The organism is Roseivirga thermotolerans, from assembly GCF_014653175.1.
GTDB classification, from domain to species: Bacteria; Bacteroidota; Bacteroidia; order Cytophagales; family Cyclobacteriaceae; genus Roseivirga; species Roseivirga thermotolerans.
Genome location: NZ_BNAG01000007.1, coordinates 1 through 19,925, shown reverse-complemented (window position 1 = coordinate 19,925; position 19,925 = coordinate 1). Strand labels below are relative to the sequence as shown.

Below are 19,925 nucleotides of genomic sequence, written 5' to 3'. Positions count from 1 at the left end.
TGCTGTACTACAAAACTTTGATGCAAACGTTTGTGCATCACCAAGATTCCTTAAAGCGTAATGAAATCAATGAAATTATATCTCCCGATAATTCCTTGTTCATAGGAAGCAACGTTTGCAAGAATCACCAGCAGGGTCGAGGCTATTTTATTCCTTGCCTTCCTTGCGAAGTACCTATTATGTTCCGCTCGGGAGTTATTCCACTTTTTGTGGCCCTTGTTCAGGTTTCTTCACCCGATGCACACAGTTATTGCTCTTTAGAGGTTTTGGTAGATGCCACCAAGGCACCAATAGACTTGGTTAAAGACCAGGGGAGACTTCCTCTCGTCCTAATGAGGAAAAAGACTGACTCTGGAGGGTTGTTAATGCACTGCATGGGGTTTTAAAGCCAAACAGGCGTATTCATGAAAAAACCAGCTCCCGGTAAGGAAGCTGGCTTTTAGTTCTAAAAAACATAATACTCAATAAGAATGAGCATCAATTGAGGTTTTTTTGGCTGATTCATTTTGACGTTTTACTAGAAAAAGCTCATTGACCAGTAAATCGATCAATACCACTATCCCTGCGATACTAATTCTCTCTGATACGAGTATAAAACTCAACGATAAAATTAGTATGCCCACCATGTAAAGAATACTACGTGCTGACCTCACCCTTTTCGCCAAGCCAGTATTATCGTAGTACAAATACAATTTGATAAAAATGAGCACCGAAAATACTGACTCTAAGGCCAGCAAAACCCAAAACGAATCAAGTGAATAGAAATCACCATCGCTATCAGTAATCAAACTGAATAAAATGATGAGAACAATATGTATATACGCAGTATTTTTCACCTTCTTAAATGCTTATTGTGAGTATGTATTAGCCCCCTTTTCTGTCAGGACGATCCTTGGCTATATTGAATGATCTACCTGAATGGTCTGCTGTATTTCTGTAAAGGTTACCTCCTAACTGACCAATACCAAAAGCCTCAATGAAAGGAGGAGCTCCGATCTTCTCTAATGCTCTTCCAACTCCTATTAACCCTATAGCTCCTACATTGTCACCAAGATCATCAGGGTACAATTGAGCATTACCATTAAACGGATTGAAGTCCGGTTTGATAGACAGTTGAGCCTCTAGACCTCCTTGATAATTATATAAATCATCTACTATGTTTGATTCTCCAAGTTGGCTACCTGCTGACTCTTTAAATTCATCAACACTATCAAAGCTCTCATTTTGAAGCTCCGAAGAAGTCACCACAGCTTCAAAATCTCCATTTTTATTTTTAACCATTTCTGTGGTCTTAAGTGTACTAGTTAAGTTGACTGCAGTACTAACTTTTCCATCTTTACCTGCTGTAGTGGTGAAGGTGGTCGTGGTGGTGATTGTCTCAGTCTTATTCTTCGATTTAATTGTATGGGACTGAGTCAGGGTGAGTTCATGTACATTATTATCATCCGATACTAACTTATAGTCTAAACTATTAGACCTGGATCCTCCATTTGGATCAGTTACATCTTCCGGCATCATCCCATCAGGGTCAATGAACCTGATTGGGTTATCAAAAGCATAGTTGTAAGGTGAGTGTCTTCTCATCAGATCAGCCGCAGGGTCTACCTGCATAAAGCGGCCAAGCTGTGGATCATAGAACCTGGCCTGGTAGTCATACCATCCTAGGTCGAATTCTGATTGTTCTTCGAAGCCATTGTATTTGTAACGGTTCGGTTTGCTTAAAGGAGCGGTAGAACTAAGTGCAGTTATCGACCCACCGAAAGGATAGTAATGATCTTCCTGTAGAATCTTGCTCTTGGTGTGTGTAATTCTCAGGTCATCGAAGTACACATCGTGAGTGGTGTTGCTCTCATTGGAGAGGTAGATGTAGGTGAAGCCGGCTTGTTCTACTGGTTTGGTAATCATAAGCTGCTGATGGGCTCCTGAGGTGTTGCCTACCTGGTTATACCCTGCATCTACAAATTTAAAATCTTTATCGAAAAGAATGTAGTTGAGGTAGGCTCAGAGTTTTGCACTTTAATACCGCTTTTAAAATGCTGAATCTTCAGTCTGCTTTTGTAACGAGGACTAGTGGGAGGTTATTGGAAGCACGGAAAAGAGAAGGAAGGCTGTCACAGGAAGACCTCACACAGCTCCTGGGACAAAGGGGGCCGGCCATCGGCCGATATGAACGGGACGAGGTGAAGCCTTCGGTGGACGTGGTCAAAAGGGTGGCCGCTGTGCTGGACACCACCGTGGGCTACCTGCTCGGGGAGACCGAGGACACTTCTGTTTTAAAGGACCAGGCCATGCTCAAAAGGCTAAACGATATCGCCTCTTTCCCCGAACAGGACAGGGAGCATATCCTATACACCCTCGATGCAATGATCAAGTCGGTGAAGCTCAAAAGCCTGTAAATGAAAAAAGCCCCACTAGGGGGCTTTGATTAATGCTATGTCTTAAGGACTAGTACAAATAAACAATCTTCGATCAGCCTAAGCTTCTTATAAGAACCTGACATCAAGACTATTAATCCCCCTCAATTCATGGACTGAACAGTTCTCGGTCAGCCTCTTATGACCGACATGCATTACTCGCTCCTTCTGTTTGTCGTTGTTCTCACTAACAAAGGTTCGAGTTCCTTTTTATCATCTGCTTCCCAGGGTGGAGCTTACGTTAGTTTTAAACTTCCAACCTTCGGATGTCTTTTGGTAAATGTCAATCGACTCAGAAAAAGCCCCTTTATTAACTTCACTAAGTTGGACAATGGCAATACTTCCATCAAGAGAGAAAACAGGATTGGAAGAAAACACTAGCCTTTTCTTTTTAAAGAATAAAAGACCTCGTTTTCTAATGACTCTGACTTTCTTAAAATAGTCATCATCCCACCCATATTGCTCATTTGACTGGCTTCTCATCCAATTAATATCGCTAGCATTAAAGTTTGAAAGAACAACTTCATTTTCCCAAAAACCCTCTTCTAATACATCATTGAGAGGTCTGGCTTTTGCCAGCAACCGAGGGCATTTCAGACCCAAAGGATTCAATACTGCTTCAATTAGTTTATGTCTATCTTCTTCAGAAGGCAGTGGTTGCGCCTGAATTGGATACGACAAAAGTAAAATTATCGTAAGATTTAAAATTCCAGATACCTTCATTTAAATCTCATTTTGAAAATCGGAGGTAGGCTTTTATTGTAAAAGTTCACTCGTGATAGGTTCCTTCCTGCTTCACTAAAGATACACTTTCCTAGCTTGTAGCCCAACCATGAACAATAGTTTCAGTCATCCCTTTTGCAAAGCTCGTGCCTCCAAAAGATAGCGCCACTGCTAAAATGAATAGCATGATGCAATTCGTGACCAACTGTCATGTAAAGTCTGATAGCCTTTTTAAAGCGAGCTGGTGCTATGTGCACCGACACATTCCCATTTGCGTGCTACCTTGTCAAACCGCCCAATTTAGCAGTCGCAGCCACCCTCTTTCCATTTACCGTAGCAAAAATTTTCCTTCAAACAAACCACTAGAGCCAACTGATAAGTTGCTATTAGCAGGAAGGGTACCTGCTTTCAATGTAGTATTTGTTGTAAGAGAATAAAGATTACTTGACTCTTCATGATCATTCGCAAACTTCATCAAGTCTGCATCTGTCATATTCACTGCCTCCTTTGGATCATATCCAGATGCGATAAGTGCTCTTCACAGTTTTCCTGACTTAATATTGACTTATTCGTCTTTCTCCTAAGCGACTCAGATAGAGAGTAGCACTTGTCCCAACGTCTGTCCCTGGGATGGTAATACTATAATGAACCCTAATTAGGTCTTTATCATTTTCGCTTACCAGCGCTATTGAGGGCATCATTAGTACACCATAATTTCTTAGACGCTCAAACAATAAGTCATCAAAAGTTTCTTTCCTGATAACCTCTGTGTGACTTGACACCTCTAATTTTGAAGCAAAGTTGTACGTTTTAAAATCTCCCGCAATCTCATAGCTAGAAGCTGGAACAATGAACTCGGAATCTTTCAAACAATAGTGCTCAAAATGAACAAACAAAGAATCTGGACCGACTTTAAATACTGTGTCAATCAAGATAGGCTCAATAGCAAGTGCTTCACGGTTGTAATCATCAATCACATTAAATATCCTGATCTTACGCTTGTCAGCTAGTGCGTCACTCATAAAATCCATACTCCAGGTATGTAGATATTCATCTGGTTGTACCAAAGGTTGTTTAACTCTGGCGGGCAGTCGTTTCTTATGCTTCCTGCGCAATCCCAGCTTCATTAGACGGTAGATCCTTAGAACACGTTTTCTGTTCCACTTGTAGCCCTGCTGTCGGATCCTTTCATAGTACTCATCAAAACCTCTGGTAGGCAGCAGTTCAGCCAGCTCTGAGAGCTTATCAATCACCTCCCGGTCATCTTTTCTGCTCTGGTAGTACCACATGGACCTGGAGAGGTTCATCACCTTACATGACCTGTCAATACTCACCTGATGGTTCTTTTGAAGATATTCAGCACGTTGCTTCTTTTCAGAGGGCTTTAGAACTTTTTTGAGAGCACGTCTTTAAGCATGACGTTATCCAGGCTCAAATCAGCATACATCTGCTTCAGCTTCCTGTTTTCCTCTTTGAGTTCTTTTAACTCTTTCAACTGGCTGGAGTCCATACCAGAATATTTCTTCCGCCAATTGTAGAAGGTACCCTTATGGATACCCAATTCGCGACAGATATCCTCCGCCTTTCGGCCTTGCTCGTTTTCTTTCAGAGCCTTGATGATTTGGCTCTCTGTAAATCGTGATTGTTTCATTTCTGACAGTTTAAGTTACTAATTTGTTCATTTTTAAACTGTCCTGTTTTCGGGGAAGGCTACATAAAAGGGAAGGGTACACTGAAAGTAAAACCAGCAAAACTAAACAACCGAGAGTGATGATCTTTGGCCATTTTAATCGGCTATAAACTATGAAAAAGCGGAAGAACAGAAGTAAAATAATTTGAGACAACGAAATATACCCTACCATGATTATGACCAATTGATAGTACTTATCCTCATTGTCAGGCTTATATGACTGCAAACCTAGATAAAGCATTATTATTCCAAGAAGTAGAATAAGTAATTTCAAAGCTACAGGTAAAAGACCTTTGTTAAACTTCTTTGGTAAAAGGAACGAAAAAAAGATAAGAAGAATACCTGGTAACACATATAGAAAAAAGGAAATCCCCGCATGCAAAGTCAACCCACTTAAATTAAAAGCTAATAATGGCATATTCCCTAATTCAAGAATAGACTGTGGATTCGTTGAAAATAAAATAAAATACCCTATAAGAAGGCTAGAAAGAAAAAAGATACTAAGAGAACCAGTTTTATTCATGTGGAGAATAACATTCTGAGAAGTATAAAAACACCTCCTATTAGCATCATAATACTAACCGAAAAACTAACTGGTTTACTAAGAAACATATCATCCTTATTGTTCTCCATTCGGACCGAAATAAGAATACCCACAATTCCAATTAACAAAAACAATAAGCCATAAAATAGATCATCTGTCATTATCTAGTTCTTCCTTTACTTTTTTAACACCTTCTTTGACAACTTCCTTATTAGCATCTAAGACAGCTCCTGCTTGACTAGATAATTCTTGCTGCTTAATAACCTGTCTGATTTTGCTAGAAACTTGTCTGTCCGTAAACAAAGTCACTCCTCTGAATAATGCATTTTTATAATCTCCTTTGGCAATATCCTGGAAAATTAGTATGCCTGTCCCTATTGTCTCAGCAACAGTACCCGCAGCCGAAAGCGGCACACCTACTTCAGGAGCACCTAATAAGGTTGCCCCTATTCCAGTTTTTTGCATCGCATCGCCTGTCTTCACAGCACCTTCACCAAAATCCCCGACAATTTGATCTGTCAATTCAGATAAAGATTCTGTTGTAGTGTTTACATCATCAATGGTTGTAGACACTTTAATAATATCACGAGTATAAGAATCGACATCAATAGAGTTTGGCAACTCTCCTGATTTATTGTTGATTACTCTATTTGCAGATTCCAAACCTGGTTTGGCAATATTTGAGTATTGAGATTTTTTACGATACAGCCACCCAATGACTTGAGCAATGCAGTCAGGACATTCTCCTGTAGGATCATTCAACAATATCGGATTATTCCATCCAAATTGATAAGTTGATTGATTGTACTGTTGTGGATGATCAGCTAGAGGATCAACAGAAGTAAACCTTCCTAAAACAGGATCATAGAACCTAGCATTGAAGTCATACAAGTTTAAATCGAAGTCTATTTGCTCTTCATTTCCATTGTATTTGAAGTTGTTTGGTTTGGACAACGGAGCAGTACTACTCAGCGCAGTTATCGACCCACCGAAAGGATAGTAATGATCTTCCTGTAGAATCTTGCTCTTGGTGTGTGTAATCCTCAGGTCATCGAAGTATACATCGTGAGTGGTGTTGCTCTCATTGGAGAGGTAGATGTAGATGAAGCCGGCTTGTTCTACTGGTTTGGTAATCATAAGCTGCTGATGGGCTCCTGAGGTATTACACTTCGACATCGCATTTAAAATACTATAACCTTTAATCCTCGTTTGTAACGAGGGTTAGGGGGTTGTGGCGGATGGCCAGGTGTTCTACCTGGACTTTGAGGGTTGTCCTTAATCTATCCAATCCATCGAGGCGTATTCCACCAAGGATGGTGATTTCCAGCGGTGGCTTTTTGTAGGCGATGTGTTCTGCGTTGGTGGTGTCTAAACTTCTTTCCATGGAAAAAATATTTTTTACTGAATGACCCTTCGTAAAACTACCTTTTCCTTCTAAACTCAACAAGAACTATCCCGATTGTCTATGAACAATACTTCCCCTAATGTTGTGAAAAACCCTGTTTTTACTACTTAAACCTGAACTATACAGCATGACTTTTGGACAAAAACTGGCGTTCTGCCGCAAGGAACAGAGGCTTTCCCAGACCGAGATCGGAAAACGGTCTGGCGTTAACGGGGACATCGTGGGCAAGTACGAAAGGGATGAGATGAAGCCTTCCATCGACACGGCCAAGAAGCTGGCCGATGCCCTTGGGGTTTCGCTCGATTACCTGATCGGTTCTACCAATATGGTCATCGACAAAAAGATGCTCTACAGGCTTGAGGTATTGGGCAGCATTTCAAAAGAGGAGCGCGAACGCATACTCTTGGTCATGGACTCCCTGCTCAGGGATGCACAGATGACCGATGCCCACAAAAAACTGGCCTCATAAAAAAAACTCCCAACCACTAAACAGCGATTGGGAGTCCAAACCTTACAATTAGTGGAATATTTTACCAATAGCCCCTAATGCCATTAAAAATGGTCGGTAAAAACAGGGTTAGACCTATCACTAAAATCAAAAAAGCAACAACCTTAATCTTTATAATTACAGGACTTTCATGTTCCCATCTTTGTAAAAAACTCTTGATTCTTTTTCCGGAATAATAGTAGTGATTGATTAAGCCTATAATTAAAACAGGTATAATAATTAGGACTCTAAGCAGCCCGCTCTCTTGCATCTCTATAAACTTCGAATAATCATAGACCTCAATAATAACTACTTTAAAAATGGACAACAATAAAAACCCTTCTATGACAGTAATTGACATAAGCCCATAAAATCTGGGGTTACTTGTCCTATTTTTCGAGAACCTAAAAAATAAGTAATTAAATAAATACATGCCTACTTTAGTTTGATACTCCCATTAATATTAGAGTCAATCCCTTCTTTTATTCTAGAGGTTAAGCTTTGATCTGTAAAAACAGTAAACCCTAAGTCAATTGCACCATAAATAACCCCAAACACTGGGAAAACAATCTGTGCTCCAGTTATTAAAGCTTGAACACCGTCTCCTGCGCTCAGTTCTCCATCACTTATTATATCGGCTCCAGTTGAAACAACACTGAGGGCACCCATAGCAGGGCCAGCAACACTCGTAACTCTATTTATTTTGAGTACTGCAGAGCCTTTCAGGTTACCTATTTTAAGAGCATTATTATTAGGTAATCTCGTTGTTTCTTCAAAAATGTTTTTCTTTAACCAAAGCGGTACTGAGCCAGAAGGATTGTGCTTGGCTAAAGACGCAGCATCTCTAAAAGTCGGTGCCAGTCCTGCCGCTACCAACCCTCCTGAATTGGCTACATCTCCAAGATACCCAAACCATTCACTATCGTCTTCTTCGTCCTCTCTTTGACCAATAACCGTTACGGTCTCCAAAAAAGGAAATATGCTTAACCCTTCTTCATAAATGTATGTATCGCTCGATTCACAATAAGGATCATAAAAAGGATCATCAGGACATGTTGGACAAATTGCATACGAAGAATTCCCCTGTGGACTCAACCCCAGTGGATCACTCCAAAATATAGGGTCATTAAAGCCAAATTGATATGGAGTCCATGCATAGAACAGTTCAGCCAAGGGGTCAACCTGATTGAAGCGCCCTAGTTGCGGGTCATAACCTCGGAACAAAGTCTCATAATTATTGAGATTGAAGTCAGAATTAAACTCACTGCCTCCATTGGCTTTAAATCTATTTGGTCTCTAAAGCGGGGCCGTGCTACTTAGAGCGGATATGTTCGCACCAAAGGGATAGTAATGATCTTCCTGTAGAATCTTGCTCTTGGTGTGGGTAACCCTCAGGTCATCGAAGTAGACATCGTGAGTGGTGTTGCTCTCATTGGAGAGGTAGATGTAGATGAAGCCAAAGACCAGAAGATACTTCCTCTCTTCCTAATAAGGAAAAGACTGACTCTGGAGGGTTGTTGATGCACTGCATGGGGCTTTAAAGCTAAACAGGCGTATTCATGAAAAAAGCCAGCCCCTAAATAAAAGCTGGGTTTATATTATTATTATTTCTAGTTATTAGTTAATTCGGTTCCAGACTGTTCCATCAACCATAATGTACTTGGCAATCCCCTTGTCTTTATGCCAATAAATGGTTTGAACTCTTCCTTCCTTTTGCTCATTCATCTCAAAAACAAAGGTGTCGCCTATAAGAATTTCATCAAGTCCTAGGCCTATCTCGGAGTTCGTAAAGAACAGTTCCATGCCACCATTAAACCCAAAATACAATGAGGATTCTTTAGGGTTTCTTTTTCTCATGGTCATGAACTTTAAACTGTCAAAACCTCTACTTGGCTGAGAATATCTAATATCCGCAGTTTGAGGTAAATACTTGCCATGAACCTCAATAGGTATGTACTCAGGATAATATACTTGCTTGTGAACAATCGTCATAGTATTATATTCATCGTGTTCCGATTTAAACACAAGCGTATCTCCAACTTGGTAGGTATCTATGAAGTCAAGTTCTTCACCATTGAATTCCGTCTTCTTGGGTCCACAACTTGTCAATAACAGAGCTACCAAAATCACATATATATATTTAGAACTAATCAATTTCCTCCTATGACGTTCACATTTATTCCTAATCCTCTAAAATAGCTAATCCAAGTGTCAACTTCATGCCCTTTATAAGGGCTATCATAACCCCCTCGAGTATGATAATCATCATCGCTTATTCCATCTATCTTTTCCATTCCTGTATTGCCAGAGACAAGTTTTTGCAACCAAGCAATTACATTGTTGTCTCCTAGTCTTCCTAGATGATATAGTGATGAGACAATATCCGTAAAAGTAGAAAATTGCATACCTGGGATTCCTCCTGGGTGTGAAAAACCTCCGGGTTGATGAGGGGATATATAGTGAACAAACTCCAGTAGGTCTCCATATTTTTCATGCTTAGCCAATTCCGTAGCTATTCCAGCTGCGTAGGCAGCTCCCTTACTATGCCCAATAATTTTAATCGTTTCCCCAGGGTTTAGAGAGATACTCTTGTTGTCCAGCTGTGATATCAAATCCTGACCGGCTTTTTGCCCTGACTTAAACCTGGCACTAGCCGTAGATTTTGGAGTATGTGATCCATTAGTATATAGAACTGTTTCTCCCATTTCACCATAGGTACTCGTATAGAATTCACCTATTACGTTCCAATAATCCTCTTGAAATTGTTGTCCGTTATTTCTAGGGCCACCTTCATAAAAACCTCTGTCAGGGGCATAACGAGAATAGCTGGGGTTCGGCCCTAAGTAAGTTAACCTACCCGTCCTTGAGAATGTTGAAATCCTTTGTGGTTGGATACCAGCCCAATAGTGACTAGGCATAAATCCATTTGCAAATACGAAAAGGTTGCCATCTACATCAAATGCATTGGTCGGAGTGTTGCCTGCAAAATGATAAGGGCTTAATGAACCATATTTCTCAGCATAAGCATCAACACCGTTCCACCTTCCTATGGTCGGATCGTATAATCTTGTCCCATAGTTGTACATGCCTAAATCAAGGTCTCCATCGAATTCTTTACCATTATACATGAAGCTATTTGGTTTCGATAATGGTGCAGTACTTGATAACGCAGCTATTCCGAGTCCGAAAGGATAATAATGATCTTCCTGTAGTATCTGGCCCTTGGTGTGGGTAATCCTCAGGTCATCGAAGTACACATCGTGAGAGGTGTTGCTCTCATTGGAGAGGTAGAGATAGATGAAACCGGCTTGTTCAATCATAAGCTGCTGATGGACTCCTAAGGTGTTGCCTACCTGCTTATACTCTGCATCTACAAATTTAAAATCTTTATCGAAAAGAATATAGTTGAGGTAGGCTCAGAGTTTTGCACTTTAATACCGCTTTTAAAATGCTGAATCTTTAATCTTCGTTTGTAACGAGGACTAGTGGGAGGTTATTGGAAGCACGAAAAAGAAGGGAGGCTGTCACAGGAAGACCTTGCACAGTTTCTGGGAACAAAAGGGCTGGCCATCGGCAGTTATGAGCGTGATGAGATGAAGCCTTCTATTGAAGTGGCTGCGAATATGGCGGATTACCTGGCCGTGGTTGTAAAGGTCTAGTGAGTGTCTGAGACTTAATTGTTCTATCGTGAGCTTGAGGGTGGTTCTTAGTCTATCCAGACCATCTAACCTTATACCACCAAGCACGGCTATCTGCAAAAAAAGGGGGGCGTAGACAAGGTGCTGGGGGTTGGTGGTGTTAAATTTTTCGGCTTCTTTCATGGGTAACCATATTTGACTACAACCTTACAGTATATGGTTATACATTGCAAGACTTTTATCGCTAACCTGATCAGTTAATTAGCTGAATATGGTTATGATTTATTTGTTTCAATAGTCATTTATGATACTTTTGAAGCCATAAGCGCATATTTATGAGCACATTTGGCGAGCATTTAAAGGACATCAGGAGCGGCAAGGGGATTCCGCAAGGGCAGCTTGCGGACTTGATGGGATACATTCCATACACATCTCCCGTTATGAGCGCAACCAGACCATACCGTCCGTAGATGTGATCAAAAAGCTTGCGGATGTACTGGAGGTTTCTGTGGACGATCTGGTCTACGGGGCTGACCAAGAGAAGGCCAAAGCCAAGATCCAGGATTCGGAACTGCTCTCCATGTTCTCTAAAGCACAGCAGCTTAACGATACCGACAAGGAGGCCATCAAGGCCATGCTCAAGGCCTTTATCTTCCAAAAGGACATGCAACAGCAACTGGCGAAATAAAAAAACCAGCCTCGGTAACGAAGCTGGTTTTCTCTATATACTCAATATTTAGGCTACGACCTCTTCATATGAAGAGATACTATAATTTAGTTTCGACAATCAAATTTAGCCGCTCGTCTTGACAGTTGCCCAAGGTATACATTCAATAAATCCGGTTTTTTTGAGATGTCCTTTTCGATCTGATCAGGCATTGGCAAGCGCTGCAAATGAATTAATGTGGAACTGTCACTAAAAACAAGTATATCACTGCCCTTAAATTCCATCTTGTAAATGAATTTTCTTTCATCTGACTCTAAGTATTCATACATAAATAGGCTATCATCTTTTATTGAATATCTTCTGATTTGAGGGCTTTCATCTTCTGGGAAAAAATTAAAAAACACATCATCATAAAAATGAATTTCAGAATATTGAGATTCAGAAAAACAGCCAGACCAAGAGCCCAGTATTTTTCTATCAAAAGAATCGTTCTTGCATGCAACAGTGAAAACATTGACAGACAAGATGAATAAGATTACTTTTTTCATTCTTCGCTATTTTTTCCCATTGATAAAGTTTATCGCCCCCAACCAACGGCCATGAGCTCCAGAGCTGTATTTGATCCAGCTAATAGTATGCTCAGTCCAGTACTGTGAATTATCAAATAGCCTGATCTCGTTATTATTCAGGGTGCTCACATCACCTATATTAAATGATTTAGAGTCAATCCTGATACTCATATCTTTATGCTTATACATATAGATTGAACCAATCTTTTCACCAGACATATCAGTCCATCCTTTTGAGCCAACAGGTATTGAGGACATATCAAATAAGTCTTGAATTCTGAAACCATCTGGAAATTGCTCATTCAATTGAGGTAATCGCCCTCTACTATAGAGTCTAGCAACTCTATAACCCTCAACAGTTGCTTTATGCGGGTTTTCACTCAAATCGATGGGGCTCCACCCTTCTTTCTTAATTCTTCTTATAAGGGCACTATTTTCTAATTCATTAGCTGCTGCATGCAACCCATGGTTAGCTGTTGCGGTGATAGCACCTTTTCCAAAACCTGTCCAAAACTTCCCGCCTGTCAATGCTGATCCTGCACCACCTAAAACACCTCCAGATAAAGCACTCAAACCAAGTTTACCTCCTGCACCTAGACTTCCTCCAACTTTATTAAGTCCAGCCCCTGCCATAGAACCCACAAAACCTGATGCTGCTGAATGTAGAAAGTCTCCGCCCGTTGCCGCCCCTATAGTACCTTGAGTAACCCCGTGAGCCGCAGATTGCAGAGCAGTCTGCCCAAAATTCAAGCTAGCTCCATAAGCTGCCTTAAATGCCACACCAACCCCAAATGCAGCAGATCCAGAGACAGCACCTATGCCAGCACTCAAACCAAATTGGCCCCAGTCCCAGTTCTGAAAGCCGCCAGGACTTAGAGCAACACTGGCCGTATAACTTGTGCTCCCTAATAATGCGCCAATCGCTACCGCTGCCAAAAACCCAAACTCCCCATCGGGATCGACCATCAAGGTCGGCACATTCCCCATCCCCAGATATGGGCTCATAAACTGATCCTGCGGATCAATGGCTAACCATCTTCCAATAGCCGGATCGAACTGCCGAGCATGGAAGTCATAGAGGTTCAACCCTAGCTCTGTATGCCATTCTTTGCCCTGGTATAGGAATCTGTTCTTTGACACCCCAGCCCCTAAGAAGGAATTGGAACCTTCCATCGGTAGACCAAAGGGATAGTAGTCATCAGCTTGCAAAGTGGCATTGGCGGAGGTGTGGGTAATTAGCAAGTCATCAAAGTAGACATCGTGAGTGGTGTTGCTCTCATTGGAGAGGTAGATGTAGGTGAAGCCGGCTTGTTCTACTGGTTTGGTAATCATTAGCTGCTGATGGGCTCCTGAGGTGTTGCCTACCTGGTTATACCCTGCATCTACAAATTTAAAATCTTTATCGAATAGAATGTAGTTGAGTTAAGCCCGGGGTATTACACTTCAATACCGCTTTTAAAATGTTGAATCTTTAATCTTCGTTTGTAACTAGGGTTAGGGGGGGGAGATGACCGAGATGTGGTCAAAAGCCCATATATGCGTTCATCACCAAAAAACAGATCCAAAAACTGGCGCAATAAAAAAGCCCCTCGAAAGGGGCTTTGTATGTATGACGAAAAGTTATCTGACTTCTCAAAACGTTACTATCCTTTGTCTTTGGACTCTTTAGTAGTCAAAATCCAGACGATCCTAATAATGGCAAAACAACCTAATAATATCCAAATTGAAAATTCAGGGTAATCATCCCTACTTTCGACAATAACCCCTATTAAAACTATCACCAAGGTCAGAAATGGCTGAAACAGTTTCTTGTTATCTCTAATTGGTTTCTCCATTACTTTACCAATGTATTAGTAGTAAAAATTCTTGCCTTATTTCTAAAAATTGGCCTTAGGTAATCATCAACTTGATCTGCCAACAAAAAACCTGTTAAGTACCAACCTACTGTTGACCAACCTTTTCCTGGCAACCCACTCTTACCCCCCGATAACGTAACCAGCCCCAATGCTAAACCTACATTTTGAACCACAGAGTTATCCACCGATTCTTCAAATGGATTCCAATCAGGTTTTAACGTTAGTTGAGCATTTATTTTATCAACTAAAGCTTTTGTAAAAGCTGAGTAATTATTATCACTCACATCAGCTTCAACTGTTACTTCATCTTGGTTTTTATTACCAACTCCCATAAAAGATAGCCCTACTTTATCAATTGAAGCATTAACTGTTAAGGACTCAAAAATCACAGTTGGCTTTCCATTGACGACCTTAACTTTTATTGTAATAGTCTTATTGGTCTTTTCCCTCTTTTGTACAGCTGAATAAGCTCCTGTCTGAACGTTCACAGTTCGAGAAGTTGTTGTCGTAAACTGAAAAATATGTACTCCATTTTCTTTATCTATCTCGTAATCAATATAATTAGACTCTTGAGAGTTTTTGCCATTATCATTATCACCGTTTCCACCGGTAGAAATGCCATGCGCTGCAAAAGCTCTTTGCCAACTAACTACTTTTTTCTTACCATTCTTCTTCTCCTTTATATATTCTCCTGATTCATCATCATAGTAAAACTTAGCCGCCATCCCACTCGGATCATTGAATATCATCGGATTGTTCATAACATAGTGATATGGATTTTGATTAAACGCCAAGTCAGTAAGTGGGTCTACCTGCATAAACCTACCTAATTGTGGGTCATACTGCCTCTTACCATAATCATAAACCCCAATATCAAATTCAGTATTAAGCTCCTTCCCATTATACTTGAACTGATTGGGCTTGCTCAATGGCGCTGTGCTGCTCAGTGCACTTATCGAGAGTCCAAAGGGATAATAATGATCTTCCAGTAGTATCTGGCCCTTGGTGTGGGTAATCCTCAGGTCATCGAAGTACACATCGTGAGAGGTGTTGCTCTCATTGGAGAGGTAGATGTAGATGAAGCCGGCTTGTTCTACTGGTTTGGTAATCATAAGCTGCTGATGGGCTCCTGAGGTGTTGCCTACCTGATTATACCCTGCATCTACAAATTTAAAATCTTTAATCCTCGTTACAAAAGAGGGTTAGGGGGAGGTTATTGGAAGCACGGAAAAGAGAAGGAAGGCTGTCACAGCAAGACCTCGTACAGTTTCTGGGGAATAAAAGGGCCGCTATGAGCGTGATGAGATGAAGCCTTCCATAGAGGTGGCTGCGAAGATGGCGGATTACCTGGTGGGCAAGACGGACACCGAACCGAACAAAGAGACCTTTGACAGGCTCAAAGAGGTAGCTAAACTATCCGAAGAGGACAGGCAGTATATCTTCCGTATGGTGGATGTATTTATCAGGGACGCTTAGGCCAGAAAGGCTTATTCATAAAGAGCTCACTACTGAGCCATGGGTTTGGTTTGAAGGTTTCACTTAATATCTATCTTGGCTTGCCAAGAACCTTCCGTTTTAACTTCAAAATTCAATTGGGTTATACCTCTCAGGCTAATCTCGATTTTTTGTTCCTCTACTTTTTCAGAGACTTTTACTGTCCTTACCGTTCTGCCCTTTTTATCCGTAAAAATGATCTCACCACTATTGCTTAAAAAAGTATACTCTAATAGTAGTGAACTTTCATAACCAGATAGACTGAGTGACTCTGTGACCCGCCCAGTGCCACTATAATTCTTACAAAACGAAGTATAGAAAGTTTGTCCTTCAGCTTTTAGATACTCTGGGTTTCTTACATAGACCATACAACGTTTGGCATCATTTGACGGACAAAGCTTAATACGGTTTTGACCGTGAACTTGAACCTTGAAAAATAGATCTCGATTTTTTCCGTAAAATGAATTGAACTCTGACTCACTTTTCAAAAAGCCTCTTTCAAAAAACTTAAGCGTGCTATCATTTAAATTAAAAGACCATCTACCAATTTCAGTTCTTGCGGTTTGTCCCCCATAATCGAAAGCGAACCATGACTTTGCAGTAGTATCAACAGTGGTATAGTCATTTTGGAATACTAAATCCATTTCGTTATAAACTGAATATGTACCATCCGCCCTTATCACGATTAAGTCAGGCGATTCATAGTCTGTTTTCATCAGCCACTCACCCATCAGAAAAATCTGATGATCAGGATTGATTCTTGAATTGATGCCTGTCAAAAGAAGCATAAAGCTCAAAAAAAAGGGAACACCCATATTCATTGTTTTCATTTAACGATAAGGAAAGAAGTAAGGTAAAGGATTGACCCAGTTTCCGTTTGATATTATTTGGATATGTATATGGCTTGTCACATTTATTGAGTAACCGAACGTAGACATTGGCAACTGTGTTCCAATGTTCTGTCCCCTTCGTACCGGAAGCCAGACACCATGCTTTGCCCCCTCTGGAGGGTTTGCATACAATAAATCCATCCTATCTATTAAAAGTTCTGAATCACCTGGCCTAAAACTGACCCTCCTACTTCCAGTAGATCTGTAAAACACTTCTCCGTCAGCAAGTGCAGAGATGGTCTGGTTTACCGCAGACAAGAGATCTAAACCCAAATGCCTTCTTGCACCACCGTCTCTACTGGCACCATAGTATCCACTGCCCGATGCTTCATTTCTGACATGATACCCAGTTGGGTTAAGGAGCCTATAGGGCGGTGACCAACGCCTTCCTGTAATAGTTACTGAATAGTAACCCCTTGTTTCGTATGTCGCATCAGTATCTACTATATCAGGCAATTCTTTTGTCCTAAGCCTAGGGAGTCCATCCACTCCTTTTAGCTGAACAGTATCAGGGGGCACTTCAGGGTAGTTTGGCTCATAAATCACACCTTGTAAGTTTGGTTGCCTCCCAGACTCAAACCTATGCCCATAACCTACCAAGTAGCCCAGACCAACCTTTTTTTCACTGAAATTGTAATTCAGTCCTACCCCTGCGTTAAAACCGCTTTGGTTGAACCCATAGCCAACACTTGCATTCAGCCCGCCAGTACCGTAAGAGAAACTAAAAGGGCCTGCCGTCACCCCAACCGAGGCAAATCCCCTATCCTGATTGAAATTATAACCTACTGTTCCTGATATGTCGAACAGTTTTGGGATTCCAAACCCTACTGTCAGGCTTATACTAAACTCTCCATTAAAACTGATACTCGGGAATATGAAGAAGATATTCCCGTCAGGGTCTACTCCCATTGTTGGTATATTCCCCATGCCCAAGTATGGACTGGAGAACTGAGAGGCTGCATCCACTGAGATAAACCTTCCCAAAGCCGGATCAAACTGTCTGGCATGGAAGTCATAAAGGTTCAGTCCTAACTCTGTCTGCCACTCTTTGCCTTGGTACAAGAACCGATTAGGTTCTACCCCAGCTTCTAAAAAGGAGTTGCTCCCTTCCATCGGCAGGCCAAAAGGATAGTAGTCATCAGCTTGCAAAGTGGCATTGGCGGAGGTGTGGGTAATTACCAAGTCATCAAAGTAGACATCGTGAGTGGTGTTGCTCTCATTGGAGAGGTAGATGTAGGTGAAGCCGGCTTGTTCTACTGGTTTGGTAATCATTAGCTACTGATGGACACCTAAAGCATCGCCTATCTGGTTATACCCTGCATCTACAAATCTAAAATCTTTATCGAATAGAATATAGTTGAGGTAGGCCCGGGGTTTTACACTTCAATACCGCTTTTAAAATGTTGAATCTTTAATCTTCGTTTGTAACGAGGATTAGGGGGTTGTGGCGGATGGCCAGGTGCTCCACCTGGATTTTCAGCGTGGTTCTTAATCGGTCTAATCCATCGAGGCGTATTCCACCAAGGATGGTGATTTCTAGCGGTGGTTTTTTGTAAGTGATGTGTTTTGCATTGGTGGTGTCTAAACTTCTTTCCATGGAAAAAATATTTTTTACTGAATGACCCTTCGTAAAACTACCTTTTCCTTCCAAACTCAACAAGAACTATCCCGATTGTCTATGAACAATACTTCCCCTAATATTGTGAAAAACCCTGTTTTTACTACTTAAACCTGAACTATACAGCATGACTTTTGGACAAAAACTGGCGTTCTGTCGCAAGGAACAGAGGCTTTCCCAGGCCGAGATCGGAAAACGGCCTGGCGTTAACGGGGACATCGTGGGCAAGTACGAAAGGGACGAGATGAAGCCTTCCATCGACACAGCCAAGAAGCTGGCCGATGCCATGGAGGTTTCATTAGACCATTTGGTCGGGGATGCGGAGCTGAAGATCCTGGACAAAAAGACCATGCAACGCCTGGAGGATATCGAGAGGCTGCCCGAAGAGGACAAGAACAACATCTTCTACACCCTAGACAATCTGATCAAAGCAGCTAAACTTAAGAGTCTGTAGGGCATAAAAAAACCAGCTCCATTTCTGAAGCTGGTTTCTGGTTTTATATATCACTAGATTCAAATTTGATAATCTTAATTCACTCTCTCAGTATTTCATCATAAAACCTTATTAAGAAAGAGGATCAATAAGACCAAAAACAACAATCCAATAAAAATATTTGATACTCCCCCCATAATTGAGTCTATTGGATTTGAGTTTTTACGTTTTTTCCAATATTGACCGAAAGATATTGGCTTCTCTCCTTTAAGGAATAAAACAGGTATTGAAATAACCCACTTAATTATTGCCCCTAAATATTCAAGTAATATTGAGCCTATGATATTATCAAACATAAAATATTAGTTATTTGCTCCAGTCGCTCCAACGACAACTTTAATTGAGTAATCAATTTGGCGAGAATATACATAATTGAAAGCTTGATTTACTTTACCTCTTATATTATTCCCTGTTCTATATAGCCACTTATTTAAGATCGTACCTTTTAACATACTGCTAAAGCTTGCAGCATTGAGCTTTTCTACTCTTGCTGCTCTAGAATATGGGATTGCTGTAACAAATGTATTTACACCAGCATCTGTTACCTCATTATTAGACATACCGTAACCTTCGAGACTGTATCGGTTACCTCCAAGTTGTAGAAAAGAGATATAAAAATTATCAGCGACATCATAAAGTGCTCCACCTGCTACCCTAATTATCATTGGAGATCCTTCTATTTCATCTTTTAACCTCCCCGCGGCATTTCTTTGTTCTGGAAGTATCTCTCCCGGCCAGCCCTTAGAATTTATATTGGGTTTTGACCAAAAGTTAAACCATGAAGTTCCCTCATCAAAGTCATTTTTTACATCTCTAATAGATTTTCCAATATACTTAAACCCATCTGGTGTGTCACCATCTCCTTTTACTGAGTTATCCCAAACATATTCTCCTGATAACAAATTTTTAATCCAGTCATCAGGCTCATTTTCATTCTCAGAAGCCTCATAAACAGTCACCATATCGTCATCAGATATTCCATTATCCTTTTTCCATTCCTCAGTAGAATAAAGACCTGTAGGGTCAATAAACCTCATAGGGTTTCCATAATTATAATGATAAGGAGTCCAACTCTCCTGTACATCTGCCAATGGATCTGTATGTAGAAAAAGACCAAGTTGTGGATCATAAATTCTTGCATTAAAATCATAGACATTCCAATCAAAGTCTACCTGCTCTTCATTACCTGATAGCTTATAACGATTAGGCTTCGATAGTGGCGCACTTGAACTTAGTGCACTGATGGTAGCGCCAAAGGGATAATAATGATCTTCCTGTAGTATCTGGCCCTTGGTGTGGGTAATCCTCAGGTCATCGAAGTACACATTGTGATTGGTGTTGCTCTCATTGGAGAGGTAGATGTAGATATACCCTCCCTGGGCAATAGACTTATTAAGGGTGAGTTGATGGTGAACATTAGCCGTACTGCCGACTTGA

24 protein-coding genes and 1 pseudogene are annotated in these 19,925 nt (G+C 40.9%); 8 read left to right on the top strand and 17 right to left on the bottom strand.

Annotated features, from left to right (window positions below; translation table 11 throughout):
- Nucleotides 1–20 precede the first annotated feature (20 nt).
- Nucleotides 21–386, top strand: coding sequence for a hypothetical protein (locus IE164_RS18270; RefSeq protein ID WP_189631723.1), 366 nt, complete (start codon nt 21–23; stop codon nt 384–386).
- Between the two features lie 478 nt (nt 387–864).
- Here the strand turns inward: IE164_RS18270 and IE164_RS18265 are convergent, their stop codons facing one another.
- Nucleotides 865–1,905: an RHS repeat domain-containing protein gene (locus IE164_RS18265; RefSeq protein WP_189631722.1), complete on the bottom strand. Its 1,041-nt coding sequence runs from the start codon at nt 1,903–1,905 to the stop codon at nt 865–867.
- A 128-nt stretch (nt 1,906–2,033) separates the two neighbouring features.
- Between IE164_RS18265 and IE164_RS18260 the strand changes: the two genes are divergently transcribed.
- Entirely contained in the window at nt 2,034–2,396 is a 363-nt protein-coding gene (locus IE164_RS18260) for a helix-turn-helix domain-containing protein (RefSeq protein WP_189631721.1), read from the top strand.
- Nucleotides 2,397–2,627: 231 nt separating this feature from the next.
- Here IE164_RS18260 and IE164_RS18255 read toward each other — a convergent pair whose 3' ends face one another.
- The 5 genes from IE164_RS18255 to IE164_RS18235 form a co-directional block, all read right to left on the bottom strand.
- Complete coding sequence (locus IE164_RS18255; RefSeq protein WP_189631720.1) at nt 2,628–3,137, bottom strand: hypothetical protein; 510 nt, start codon at nt 3,135–3,137, stop codon at nt 2,628–2,630.
- Between the two features lie 554 nt (nt 3,138–3,691).
- Entirely contained in the window at nt 3,692–4,426 is a 735-nt protein-coding gene (locus tag IE164_RS18250; RefSeq protein ID WP_189631719.1) for a hypothetical protein, read from the bottom strand.
- A gap of 95 nt (nt 4,427–4,521) precedes the next feature.
- The gene (locus IE164_RS18245) at nt 4,522–4,788 is read right to left on the bottom strand and encodes a transposase (protein WP_189631718.1); all 267 of its coding nucleotides are present in this window, start codon (nt 4,786–4,788) and stop codon (nt 4,522–4,524) included.
- Between the two features lie 733 nt (nt 4,789–5,521).
- Nucleotides 5,522–6,508 (bottom strand): RHS repeat-associated core domain-containing protein, encoded by a 987-nt coding sequence (locus IE164_RS18240; protein ID WP_189631717.1) that lies wholly within the window; start codon nt 6,506–6,508, stop codon nt 5,522–5,524.
- Between the two features lie 61 nt (nt 6,509–6,569).
- Nucleotides 6,570–6,755, bottom strand: coding sequence for a hypothetical protein (locus IE164_RS18235; protein WP_189631716.1), 186 nt, complete (start codon nt 6,753–6,755; stop codon nt 6,570–6,572).
- Between the two features lie 148 nt (nt 6,756–6,903).
- Here IE164_RS18235 and IE164_RS18230 point away from each other — a divergent pair, with 148 nt between their 5' ends.
- Nucleotides 6,904–7,245 carry a helix-turn-helix domain-containing protein gene (locus IE164_RS18230; RefSeq protein ID WP_189631715.1) on the top strand — a complete coding sequence of 114 codons (342 nt, stop codon included), beginning with the start codon at nt 6,904–6,906 and terminating at the stop codon, nt 7,243–7,245.
- 453 nt (nt 7,246–7,698) lie between these two features.
- On the opposite strand, the pseudogene IE164_RS18225 reads toward IE164_RS18230, so the two are convergent.
- Nucleotides 7,699–8,517: pseudogene (locus IE164_RS18225) on the bottom strand (RHS repeat domain-containing protein); the annotation flags it as partial.
- A 126-nt stretch (nt 8,518–8,643) separates the two neighbouring features.
- Between IE164_RS18225 and IE164_RS18220 the strand changes: the two are divergent.
- Nucleotides 8,644–8,784 carry a hypothetical protein gene (locus IE164_RS18220; RefSeq protein ID WP_189631714.1) on the top strand — a complete coding sequence of 47 codons (141 nt, stop codon included), beginning with the start codon at nt 8,644–8,646 and terminating at the stop codon, nt 8,782–8,784.
- 96 nt (nt 8,785–8,880) lie between these two features.
- Here the strand turns inward: IE164_RS18220 and IE164_RS18215 are convergent, their stop codons facing one another.
- Together IE164_RS18215 and IE164_RS18210 are read right to left on the bottom strand one after the other, a co-directional pair.
- Complete coding sequence (locus IE164_RS18215) at nt 8,881–9,393, bottom strand: hypothetical protein (RefSeq protein WP_189631713.1); 513 nt, start codon at nt 9,391–9,393, stop codon at nt 8,881–8,883.
- Between the two features lie 20 nt (nt 9,394–9,413).
- On the bottom strand, nt 9,414–10,583 hold the full coding sequence (locus IE164_RS18210) for an RHS repeat-associated core domain-containing protein (protein ID WP_189631712.1): 1,170 nt from the start codon (nt 10,581–10,583) through the stop codon (nt 9,414–9,416).
- A 165-nt stretch (nt 10,584–10,748) separates the two neighbouring features.
- On the opposite strand from IE164_RS18210, the gene IE164_RS18205 reads away from it, so the two are divergent.
- Both IE164_RS18205 and IE164_RS18555 read left to right on the top strand, forming a co-directional pair.
- Nucleotides 10,749–10,922: a helix-turn-helix domain-containing protein gene (locus IE164_RS18205; RefSeq protein WP_189631711.1), complete on the top strand. Its 174-nt coding sequence runs from the start codon at nt 10,749–10,751 to the stop codon at nt 10,920–10,922.
- Nucleotides 10,923–11,232: 310 nt separating this feature from the next.
- Complete coding sequence (locus tag IE164_RS18555) at nt 11,233–11,589, top strand: helix-turn-helix domain-containing protein (protein ID WP_189631753.1); 357 nt, start codon at nt 11,233–11,235, stop codon at nt 11,587–11,589.
- A gap of 86 nt (nt 11,590–11,675) precedes the next feature.
- Here the strand turns inward: IE164_RS18555 and IE164_RS18195 are convergent, their stop codons facing one another.
- The 3 genes from IE164_RS18195 to IE164_RS18185 all read right to left on the bottom strand — a co-directional run bounded on the left by IE164_RS18195 (nt 11,676) and on the right by IE164_RS18185 (nt 15,105).
- Nucleotides 11,676–12,116, bottom strand: coding sequence for a hypothetical protein (locus IE164_RS18195; protein ID WP_189631710.1), 441 nt, complete (start codon nt 12,114–12,116; stop codon nt 11,676–11,678).
- Nucleotides 12,117–12,122: 6 nt separating this feature from the next.
- A complete protein-coding gene (locus IE164_RS18190; protein ID WP_189631709.1) occupies nt 12,123–13,469 on the bottom strand; it encodes an RHS repeat-associated core domain-containing protein in 1,347 nt (448 codons plus the stop codon).
- Between the two features lie 502 nt (nt 13,470–13,971).
- Nucleotides 13,972–15,105, bottom strand: coding sequence for an RHS repeat domain-containing protein (locus tag IE164_RS18185; protein ID WP_189631708.1), 1,134 nt, complete (start codon nt 15,103–15,105; stop codon nt 13,972–13,974).
- Nucleotides 15,106–15,328: 223 nt separating this feature from the next.
- Between IE164_RS18185 and IE164_RS18180 the strand changes: the two genes are divergently transcribed.
- Entirely contained in the window at nt 15,329–15,469 is a 141-nt protein-coding gene (locus IE164_RS18180; RefSeq protein WP_189631707.1) for a hypothetical protein, read from the top strand.
- Between the two features lie 59 nt (nt 15,470–15,528).
- Here IE164_RS18180 and IE164_RS18175 read toward each other — a convergent pair whose 3' ends face one another.
- The 3 genes from IE164_RS18175 to IE164_RS18165 all read right to left on the bottom strand — a co-directional run bounded on the left by IE164_RS18175 (nt 15,529) and on the right by IE164_RS18165 (nt 17,974).
- Nucleotides 15,529–16,302 (bottom strand): hypothetical protein, encoded by a 774-nt coding sequence (locus IE164_RS18175; RefSeq protein ID WP_189631706.1) that lies wholly within the window; start codon nt 16,300–16,302, stop codon nt 15,529–15,531.
- A 15-nt stretch (nt 16,303–16,317) separates the two neighbouring features.
- Nucleotides 16,318–17,649 carry an RHS repeat-associated core domain-containing protein gene (locus IE164_RS18170; protein WP_189631705.1) on the bottom strand — a complete coding sequence of 444 codons (1,332 nt, stop codon included), beginning with the start codon at nt 17,647–17,649 and terminating at the stop codon, nt 16,318–16,320.
- A 139-nt stretch (nt 17,650–17,788) separates the two neighbouring features.
- Nucleotides 17,789–17,974 (bottom strand): hypothetical protein, encoded by a 186-nt coding sequence (locus tag IE164_RS18165; RefSeq protein WP_189631704.1) that lies wholly within the window; start codon nt 17,972–17,974, stop codon nt 17,789–17,791.
- 148 nt (nt 17,975–18,122) lie between these two features.
- On the opposite strand from IE164_RS18165, the gene IE164_RS18160 reads away from it, so the two are divergent.
- Nucleotides 18,123–18,449, top strand: coding sequence for a helix-turn-helix domain-containing protein (locus IE164_RS18160; protein ID WP_189631703.1), 327 nt, complete (start codon nt 18,123–18,125; stop codon nt 18,447–18,449).
- Between the two features lie 98 nt (nt 18,450–18,547).
- Here the strand turns inward: IE164_RS18160 and IE164_RS18155 are convergent, their stop codons facing one another.
- Together IE164_RS18155 and IE164_RS18150 are read right to left on the bottom strand one after the other, a co-directional pair.
- A complete protein-coding gene (locus IE164_RS18155) occupies nt 18,548–18,784 on the bottom strand; it encodes a hypothetical protein (RefSeq protein WP_189631702.1) in 237 nt (78 codons plus the stop codon).
- Between the two features lie 6 nt (nt 18,785–18,790).
- Nucleotides 18,791–19,925, bottom strand: a 1,135-nt coding sequence (locus tag IE164_RS18150) for an RHS repeat domain-containing protein (RefSeq protein ID WP_229838775.1), incomplete at its 5' end; no start/stop codon positions are given.

Bases quoted from the DNA above. Each gene is read 5' to 3' on its own strand.
- IE164_RS18270 (WP_189631723.1), top strand. From the start codon at position 21: ATGCAAACGTTTGTGCATCACCAAGATTCCTTAAAGCGTAATGAAATC.
- IE164_RS18265 (WP_189631722.1), bottom strand. From the start codon at position 1,905: ATGATTACCAAACCAGTAGAACAAGCCGGCTTCACCTACATCTACCTC.
- IE164_RS18260 (WP_189631721.1), top strand. From the start codon at position 2,034: ATGCTGAATCTTCAGTCTGCTTTTGTAACGAGGACTAGTGGGAGGTTA.
- IE164_RS18255 (WP_189631720.1), bottom strand. From the start codon at position 3,137: ATGAAGGTATCTGGAATTTTAAATCTTACGATAATTTTACTTTTGTCG.
- IE164_RS18250 (WP_189631719.1), bottom strand. From the start codon at position 4,426: ATGTGGTACTACCAGAGCAGAAAAGATGACCGGGAGGTGATTGATAAG.
- IE164_RS18245 (WP_189631718.1), bottom strand. From the start codon at position 4,788: ATGAAACAATCACGATTTACAGAGAGCCAAATCATCAAGGCTCTGAAA.
- IE164_RS18240 (WP_189631717.1), bottom strand. From the start codon at position 6,508: ATGATTACCAAACCAGTAGAACAAGCCGGCTTCATCTACATCTACCTC.
- IE164_RS18235 (WP_189631716.1), bottom strand. From the start codon at position 6,755: ATGGAAAGAAGTTTAGACACCACCAACGCAGAACACATCGCCTACAAA.
- IE164_RS18230 (WP_189631715.1), top strand. From the start codon at position 6,904: ATGACTTTTGGACAAAAACTGGCGTTCTGCCGCAAGGAACAGAGGCTT.
- IE164_RS18210 (WP_189631712.1), bottom strand. From the start codon at position 10,583: ATGATTGAACAAGCCGGTTTCATCTATCTCTACCTCTCCAATGAGAGC.
- IE164_RS18195 (WP_189631710.1), bottom strand. From the start codon at position 12,116: ATGAAAAAAGTAATCTTATTCATCTTGTCTGTCAATGTTTTCACTGTT.
- IE164_RS18190 (WP_189631709.1), bottom strand. From the start codon at position 13,469: ATGATTACCAAACCAGTAGAACAAGCCGGCTTCACCTACATCTACCTC.
- IE164_RS18185 (WP_189631708.1), bottom strand. From the start codon at position 15,105: ATGATTACCAAACCAGTAGAACAAGCCGGCTTCATCTACATCTACCTC.
- IE164_RS18180 (WP_189631707.1), top strand. From the start codon at position 15,329: ATGGCGGATTACCTGGTGGGCAAGACGGACACCGAACCGAACAAAGAG.
- IE164_RS18175 (WP_189631706.1), bottom strand. From the start codon at position 16,302: ATGGGTGTTCCCTTTTTTTTGAGCTTTATGCTTCTTTTGACAGGCATC.
- IE164_RS18170 (WP_189631705.1), bottom strand. From the start codon at position 17,649: ATGATTACCAAACCAGTAGAACAAGCCGGCTTCACCTACATCTACCTC.
- IE164_RS18165 (WP_189631704.1), bottom strand. From the start codon at position 17,974: ATGGAAAGAAGTTTAGACACCACCAATGCAAAACACATCACTTACAAA.
- IE164_RS18160 (WP_189631703.1), top strand. From the start codon at position 18,123: ATGACTTTTGGACAAAAACTGGCGTTCTGTCGCAAGGAACAGAGGCTT.
- IE164_RS18155 (WP_189631702.1), bottom strand. From the start codon at position 18,784: ATGTTTGATAATATCATAGGCTCAATATTACTTGAATATTTAGGGGCA.